We start from the raw sequence: 7,001 nt of genomic DNA on the forward strand, positions 1-7,001 counted from the left end.
GTTACTCCTTGTCCTTTCGCGATAGTAGATGGATTAATTTGCTTCCAAATGGGAATTCACGCAGATCTTCCTCAAGAAATACGTTTCCTCTAATGATAATAACTAAAAAGAGACTGCCTCCAAGTAAAACGGCACTTAACGCCTGCAAGGCCGCCCCTAGCCGATCTGACTCCAGCATAGCAATGATTGGATTGGTTACATATAAATAACCTTTTAAAACGACAACCATCGTTATTGCTGCTGTTAGGACGATTCCTAAAATGCGATACGTAAACAGTGGAACGGCGATCATTTTTTTAAATTTAAAGACTAAGCAAAAGGTTACCAGTCCCAAAGCCATAAGCGAAGAAACAGCGGCTCCCATTGTCCCTAACAACGGAATGAACATCATGTTCAATAGATATTTCAGCGGAAATATGAGCATTACTGCTAAAGCTGGATAAAGCAGATTGCCAAGTCCCTGCATAATCGCAATAATAGTTGATATGACCGAGGTAAAAAGAACAACAAAACTTAGCACACCTAATACATCAGAACCATTTCCATTTTCAAACAGCATTATATTGGTGGGCTCAATAATCGCCCATAGGCCTGATGAGGCACCAAGTCCAATCACGATACTTACCTTAATCGCCACTTGGATTTTACGGGTAAGGTTATCCGATTTTGTGGCTAATCGCTCACGGCTTATGAGCGGAACTAGTGTTAATGCCATGGAGGCCGCAGCAACTGTTCCTAATTGGATTAACGGCTGGCCACGGTCAAAAACCCCCTTTAAGCTTTTGGCAGCCTCTCGTTCCGTGCCGCTTGAGACAAGCAAGGAGAATAGATTTAACGAATCTGCCAGCTGCATAAAGATCATCAGCATTCCGCTTAAACAAATCATCAGCCCTTGAAACGTGAGCATTTTAACGATCCGCTTCACTTCCAGAGAATTATTTTGAAAGATTCCCTTGCTTGGAGCCATACCTTTCCATTCTTTACGTTTCTGTAAAAACATAAACAGAATAAGGCTCGCAACCATACTTCCCGTAATTGAGCCAACCATCGCCCCGCCGCCGACAAAATAGAGAGAAAATCCTTTTTCCATGAAAAGAGAGGATAGAAAAATAATCGTCAAAACGCGAATGGTTTGTTCCCCTACTTGTGATAACGCTGTCGGAGTCATTTCCCCAATGGCTTGATAATATCCTCTTATGATTGAAACAAACGGAAAGATTAAAAACACAATGGAAATGACCTTAAATAAAACCGCTAATTGCGGGTCCTTCATCCAACCCGCAATGTGATCTGCACCGCCATAAAGAATGAGAAACAAAAGGAAACCGATTACTTGCAAATAAACAAAGGATACGAAAAGAAGCAGGCGGGATTTTTCATCATCCCCTTTTTCCATTTGTTCTGCATACAGCTTTGAAATCACAACCGGAAATCCCGTCGTCGACAGCACGATGGCTATCCCATAAAATGGATATACCTGTTGATAAATATAGAAACCAATATCACCAACAATATTTTGAAAAGGAATCCGGTAAAATGCACTTAAAATTTTCGTAAGTAATGCCGCAATTGTTAATATAAAAGCACCTTTAAAAAGCATAGTCGACTGATTCATGGATTTCATTCGTTCACCTACTAACTAAACTCGAAGGTAATTATAGCACAAGTACGGGATGTATTGATAAATGTAGAAAAACCGGGCAAATGCCCGGTTTTAGTAAACGGAAAAACTCTTTATAAATCATTTATTACAATATAACTTGCTTTAATCGGGCCATGTACCCCGACAACAAGGTTCAATTCAATATCAGCAGAGTTACTTGGACCGGTTATAAAATTGATACAGGAGGCAACATGTCCACTCTGATGATACATTTCACGCATTTTCACTGCAGCTTGGGTCATTCTTGGAACGAGCGAGCTTTTGGGAATCAACATTATTGATGTTGCCGGTAAAAAGCTGACCGTTCTGCCCTTATCTTTATCACTAAAAAGGACGACAGTTCCCGATTCAGCAAGAGTTATTTCACTGATTGTGATGCCGACATTAGCGTTTTCTGCCTTCTGAATATTTTCGTCCCCTAAACGGTAATCCCATTCAAACACATCGATATTTTGTGCAGCCCATTCCTGTTGAAACAAGGAATTCAGCCCCCATTCAGCGAACCTGGCATCCTTCCACGTGACAACCGGACCGCCTCCATAATCTCGAACGACATCATCGACAACCGCTGGCAAGTCTTTTAGGTCGGTAGTATATAATTTGGTATGAATTTTTTTACAATGCTCTTCCAAGACGGCTAACAATTCATCTTGTGTGGCATCCTTTAATACCTCATACTGCGGCTGATATTTCCAAATTGGTTTTTCAATCGGTGCCGAAATCCTCGGCCGATTAAGACGGACGGCAAGCTGATTTAAAAATCCCTCTCGATTTTGGATTGTGCCGCTCATGCTAGTTGCTGCCTCCTTTTTCGCGATTTTTAAACCAATCTCTGAATCTCTCTTTATTTGGAGCAGGGAATTCCCGAATATCCGTCCAAGCCTTAAGGGGACCCGGTCCATTAGAGATTTTTTCTCCTGCCGTAAATCTATTCATCGCAGCGGGAGCCAATTTTGACCCAATTTTATAAAGAGTTGGTGATGCCGCACCAAGCCCAAACGCCTTCATTAATAGTTTTTCAGACACAGGTGCCTTGCCTTCTTTTTCAACAATATTGACCCGGTGTTGATGAAGAAGATCATGCAGGGGAATTTTCACCGGACAGACTTCCGTACACGCACCACAAAGGGTAGAGGCATAAGGAAGTTCTTTATATTCATCATATCCCCCTAGTAACGGCGACAAAACGGCCCCCACCGGTCCCGGATAAATGGAACCATAAGAATGACCGCCGATATGACGGTAGACAGGGCAGACATTTATGCAAGCCCCGCAGCGAATACATTGAAGAATGGATTGAAACTCACTGCCTAGGATTTCCGATCTGCCATTATCGACGATAACAAGATGGAATTCCTCCGGACCATCCACATCCCCTTCTTCACGGGGACCCGTTAAAACGGTAATATAGCTGGTTAATTTCTGCCCGACTGCACTCCGGGTTAACAGACTAACGAGAACTTCCATTTCTTCAAAGGTTGGAACAATCCGTTCCATTCCCATGACGGTGATTTGTGTTTTCGGCAAGGCTGTCACTAAATCAGCATTCCCTTCATTCGTCACTAAACTGAAGGAGCCCGTCTCAGCTACCGCGAAATTACAGCCAGTAATACCGATATCGGCTTCGAGGAATTTCTCGCGCAGTGTCACACGTGCTTGGCAGGCAAGTTCTTCTGGTTTTGATGTTTGGGTGTAGCCAAGTTTTTTCGCAAATACTTCACGAATCTGTTCTTTGTTTTTATGAAGTGCGGGCACAACAATATGTGAGGGAGGATCATGCTCATCCAGTTGAAGAATATATTCACCGAGGTCTGTTTCTACTACTTCACAGCCTTCTTCCTCCAACATATCATTCAAGCTGATTTCCTCCGTCACCATCGATTTGGCCTTCACGACTTTTTTTGCATTTTTGCGCTTAACAACTTCTCTAATATAGTCATTGGCCTCTTCCTTTGTTTGGGCAAAAAAGACATGACCGCCCCTGCCCGCAATGTTTTCACTTAACTGCTCCAAATAATAGTTGAGGTGCGCGAGGACGTGCTGACGGATTTCCTCGCCGTGATTTCTCCAGTCTTCCCAATTATCCAGTTCATCGGTCGTAACAACTTTTCGTTTAATCCCCATACCGTCCTGTGCTCCAGCGACAGCACCGCGCATAAATTGATCATGAATCCCATGATCAACACGTTCCTTAAACTTTTCCGTACCGATCTTCATCGCCATAAGAAATTCCCCCCCAACTTTAAACCGCTTCTTAGTGGCTATTTAATACTTCGGCAATATGCATGACTTTTACCGGTTTGCCCAACCTTTCCATACGCCCGCCAATGTTCATTAAGCAGGCTCCATCTGCACCAATTAGGTAATCCGCTCCTGTTTCTTCAACATGTCCAACCTTTTCATCAACCATTTGCTCTGAAATTTGGGCATTTTTCACTGAGAACGTGCCGCCAAAGCCGCAGCATTGTTCTTTCCCTGGCAACTCGGTGAACGTTAACCCTTTTACGTTTTTTAAAAGAATCATTGGCGGTTCTTTTACCCCCAATAATCGTGTCATGTGACAAGATGTATGATAGGTAGCCGTTCCCTCAAACGTAGCGCCAACATCCTCAATTTTTAACACTTCCACAATAAATTGCGTCAGCTCATATGTTTTTTCGGCTAATTGTTTTGCTTTTGGTTCCCAAACAGGATCTCCTGCAAAAATATGTGGATACTCATGGAACATAAATGCACAGGATCCGGATGGCGACACAATATACTCAGCATGATGGAATGTTTCAATCATCCGTTTCATTGCTTCTTTTGATTCCTTAACATAGCCGCTGTTATAAGCAGGCTGGCCGCAGCAAACTTGGGACTCCGGGAATTCAATTTCACATCCAAGTCTTTCAAGCAATTCAACCGCGGCCTTGCCTACATTGCTCTGGAATAGATCAACTATACATGTCGCAAAAAGAGTGACCTTCATTTTTTCTCCCTCTCAATAAACTTATTTCGTATCCTACATTTATTCGGGAAACTTTTCCTTTCCCCTTCCATTTGATCTATAATTTAAGTTAGATATTGGAATTTTTTAATTAATCAAATACTGGAGGGAAAATAAATGTACCCAAATATTTTAAGACACCCCGGACCTACTCCCATACCTAAAAAGGTGCAGCTGGCGATGAATCAGGATATGATCAGCCATCGCAGTGAAGAATTTGTTCAGCTTTTTCAAGAAACAACGAACAGGGTGAAACCGATCTTCGGAACGAAGCAGGATATTTTGCTGCTGCCATCTGGCGGTACCGCTGCATTAGAGGCCGCAGCTGTGAACACTGTTTCTCCAGGCGAGGAAGTCGTGGTCATTACTGTTGGCGCCTTTGGCGATTATTTCGTCTCTATTTGTGAGAAATATGGTTTTCATGTACATAAGCTTGAAACGGCTTGGGGCGACGCTTGTACGGAGGAAGATCTTGCAGCGTTTCTTAAACCTTTATCAAACATTAAGGCGGTTTTTGCCACCTATAATGAAACGTCAACCGGAATTCTAAACCCGATTGAAAAATTAGCCAAGGTTGTAAGTAATCAGACGGATGCGTTATTTATTGTCGATGGGGTCAGCTGCATCGGCGGTGCTCCTGCGGAAATGGATCAATGGGGAACTGATATTTTAGTAACAGGCTCGCAAAAAGCGATGATGCTTCCGCCTGGACTTGCTCTTTTAAGCATAAGCAAGCGGGCATGGAAGGTAATAGAGGAAAATCAAACACCGTCCTATTACCTCAATTTAGTAAGCTATCGCGAATGGGCAGCGAAAGGAATGACACCAAACACCCCTGCGGTTTCACTGATTTTTGGCCTTTCCGCTGTCTGTGATTTAATTGATGAAGAAGGCGGGTTCACACAAACTGTGGCCAGACATGAACTGATGAAAAATATGGTTCGGGGGGCTATGAAGGCTCTCTCAATCGGTCTGCTGACCAGCGATGAGTATGCCTCACCAACGATTACCGCGATCCGTACACCTGAGGGGCTGGAGCTTTCATCCTTCCTTAGACATTTGAAGCAGAACTACCACCTTGATTTTGCCGGCGGACTGGGGTCTTTGCAAGGGGAAATTTTCAGATTCGGCCATATGGGCTATTGTTTCCCAAGTGACGTCCTTGAGGCGGTTTCACTTATGGAAGCAGGCCTCCAAGACTTCTCCTATTCCTTCGAACCAGGGGCAGGGGTAAGGGCGGCACAAACCATATTCTTGAATGCAAATCGAAAATAGCTCATAAAAAAAGACAGCACGCGCTGTCTTTTTTTCATTTAATATTATGATTCCATCTGTCTCGCTAAGAACCCTGCGGCTGTTTCCACCGCCTTTTGTTCCACTTCTCCAAGCGTTCCTTCTCTAGAAAAAATAATAACTGCACCAATAGGATCCCCATTCGCAATAATCGGCCCTATGGTATAAGAAGAGACTGTTTCATCATTTCCGTCAGCCAATGCAATATCACCCTGCTGGGTATGTAGCACGGAATTTCGTTCTTCCATTGTCTTTTCGACCAAATCGCTAATATTCTTATTTAGATAATCTTTTTTAGAACCGCCAGCAAGGGCAATATACGTATCTCGATCACAAATTAAAACAGGATTACCGAGGCTGTCAAATAGGGCTTCTGCATATTCTTTGGCGAAATCGCTTAATTCGCTGATTGGTGAGTACTTCTTTAAAATCACTTCCCCGTCCCGATCCACAAAAATCTCTAGCGGGTCCCCTTCGCGGATACGCAAAGTTCTGCGTATTTCTTTGGGAATGACAACACGACCCAAATCATCGATTCGACGAACTATTCCAGTTGCTTTCATCCAATGTTGCCTCACTTTCATCTGATGATTTTTCAACTTGGTGATTGGCAAAGCTTTTGAATTATGTAACTGTCTAGCTTCAGCTTTTCCAGTCATCACCAACTTTGAACTTAGTATCTTTCATCTGGAAAGTTCTATTCACAAACATACTATTTTTTCAAATTATTTAACGGGATTTTCCTGTCCCCGTTTAGCTAATGGAATACCTTTAACCAATTCGCTGACAATATGAAGCCACTCTGCGGTTCCAAACTCTTTCGTTTTAATTACGATTTTTAACCTTGATCCTTCCATACCCGGATTGACATTCCGGCCAAACGGGCTGCTAAGAGCAAATAGTTTCGCTCCATCAAGCGTGGCAGTGATCTGCTCACTTATCAATGAAGCGGCGCACGAAAAACGCGCAAAGCGTTCCACCATAAATGCGAAAACGCCTATCTAGGTTGTTGGGTTTGGCTGTATGAACCTGTATAACCAAACGAAGCACACAACA

General features: G+C 43.1%; 7 protein-coding genes. 1 reads left to right on the top strand and 6 read right to left on the bottom strand.

The features are described from left to right. Nucleotide 1: 1 nt before the first annotated feature. The 4 genes from ACO1D1_RS06080 to ACO1D1_RS06095 all read right to left on the bottom strand — a co-directional run bounded on the left by ACO1D1_RS06080 (nucleotide 2) and on the right by ACO1D1_RS06095 (nucleotide 4,634). Nucleotides 2-1,615 carry a putative polysaccharide biosynthesis protein gene (locus ACO1D1_RS06080; protein WP_423335269.1) on the bottom strand — a complete coding sequence of 538 codons (1,614 nt, stop codon included), beginning with the start codon at nucleotides 1,613-1,615 and terminating at the stop codon, nucleotides 2-4. A gap of 119 nt (nucleotides 1,616-1,734) precedes the next feature. Then, a complete protein-coding gene (locus tag ACO1D1_RS06085) occupies nucleotides 1,735-2,454 on the bottom strand; it encodes a LutC/YkgG family protein (protein WP_149868055.1) in 720 nt (239 codons plus the stop codon). A 1-nt stretch (nucleotide 2,455) separates the two neighbouring features. Further along, nucleotides 2,456-3,886: a LutB/LldF family L-lactate oxidation iron-sulfur protein gene (locus ACO1D1_RS06090; RefSeq protein WP_423335270.1), complete on the bottom strand. Its 1,431-nt coding sequence runs from the start codon at nucleotides 3,884-3,886 to the stop codon at nucleotides 2,456-2,458. A gap of 31 nt (nucleotides 3,887-3,917) precedes the next feature. Further along, the gene (locus tag ACO1D1_RS06095) at nucleotides 3,918-4,634 is read right to left on the bottom strand and encodes a (Fe-S)-binding protein (RefSeq protein WP_149868053.1); all 717 of its coding nucleotides are present in this window, start codon (nucleotides 4,632-4,634) and stop codon (nucleotides 3,918-3,920) included. A 135-nt stretch (nucleotides 4,635-4,769) separates the two neighbouring features. Between ACO1D1_RS06095 and ACO1D1_RS06100 the strand changes: the two genes are divergently transcribed. After that, nucleotides 4,770-5,927, top strand: a complete 1,158-nt coding sequence (locus ACO1D1_RS06100; protein ID WP_423335271.1) for a pyridoxal-phosphate-dependent aminotransferase family protein — start codon at nucleotides 4,770-4,772, stop codon at nucleotides 5,925-5,927. 44 nt (nucleotides 5,928-5,971) lie between these two features. Here the strand turns inward: ACO1D1_RS06100 and spoVT are convergent, their stop codons facing one another. Next, nucleotides 5,972-6,508, bottom strand: a complete 537-nt coding sequence (gene spoVT, locus ACO1D1_RS06105; RefSeq protein WP_007084190.1) for a stage V sporulation protein T — start codon at nucleotides 6,506-6,508, stop codon at nucleotides 5,972-5,974. Between the two features lie 162 nt (nucleotides 6,509-6,670). Further along, nucleotides 6,671-6,928, bottom strand: a complete 258-nt coding sequence (locus ACO1D1_RS06110; protein ID WP_423335272.1) for a hypothetical protein — start codon at nucleotides 6,926-6,928, stop codon at nucleotides 6,671-6,673. Nucleotides 6,929-7,001 lie beyond the last annotated feature (73 nt).

It is taken from the genome of Neobacillus sp. 19 (assembly GCF_049463095.1).
Classification (GTDB): Bacteria; Bacillota; Bacilli; order Bacillales; family Cytobacillaceae; genus Neobacillus.

Bases quoted from the DNA above. Each gene is read 5' to 3' on its own strand.
- ACO1D1_RS06080 (WP_423335269.1), bottom strand. From the start codon at position 1,615: ATGAATCAGTCGACTATGCTTTTTAAAGGTGCTTTTATATTAACAATT.
- ACO1D1_RS06095 (WP_149868053.1), bottom strand. From the start codon at position 4,634: ATGAAGGTCACTCTTTTTGCGACATGTATAGTTGATCTATTCCAGAGC.
- ACO1D1_RS06110 (WP_423335272.1), bottom strand. From the start codon at position 6,928: ATGGTGGAACGCTTTGCGCGTTTTTCGTGCGCCGCTTCATTGATAAGT.
- spoVT (WP_007084190.1), bottom strand. From the start codon at position 6,508: ATGAAAGCAACTGGAATAGTTCGTCGAATCGATGATTTGGGTCGTGTT.
- ACO1D1_RS06090 (WP_423335270.1), bottom strand. From the start codon at position 3,886: ATGGCGATGAAGATCGGTACGGAAAAGTTTAAGGAACGTGTTGATCAT.
- ACO1D1_RS06100 (WP_423335271.1), top strand. From the start codon at position 4,770: ATGTACCCAAATATTTTAAGACACCCCGGACCTACTCCCATACCTAAA.
- ACO1D1_RS06085 (WP_149868055.1), bottom strand. From the start codon at position 2,454: ATGAGCGGCACAATCCAAAATCGAGAGGGATTTTTAAATCAGCTTGCC.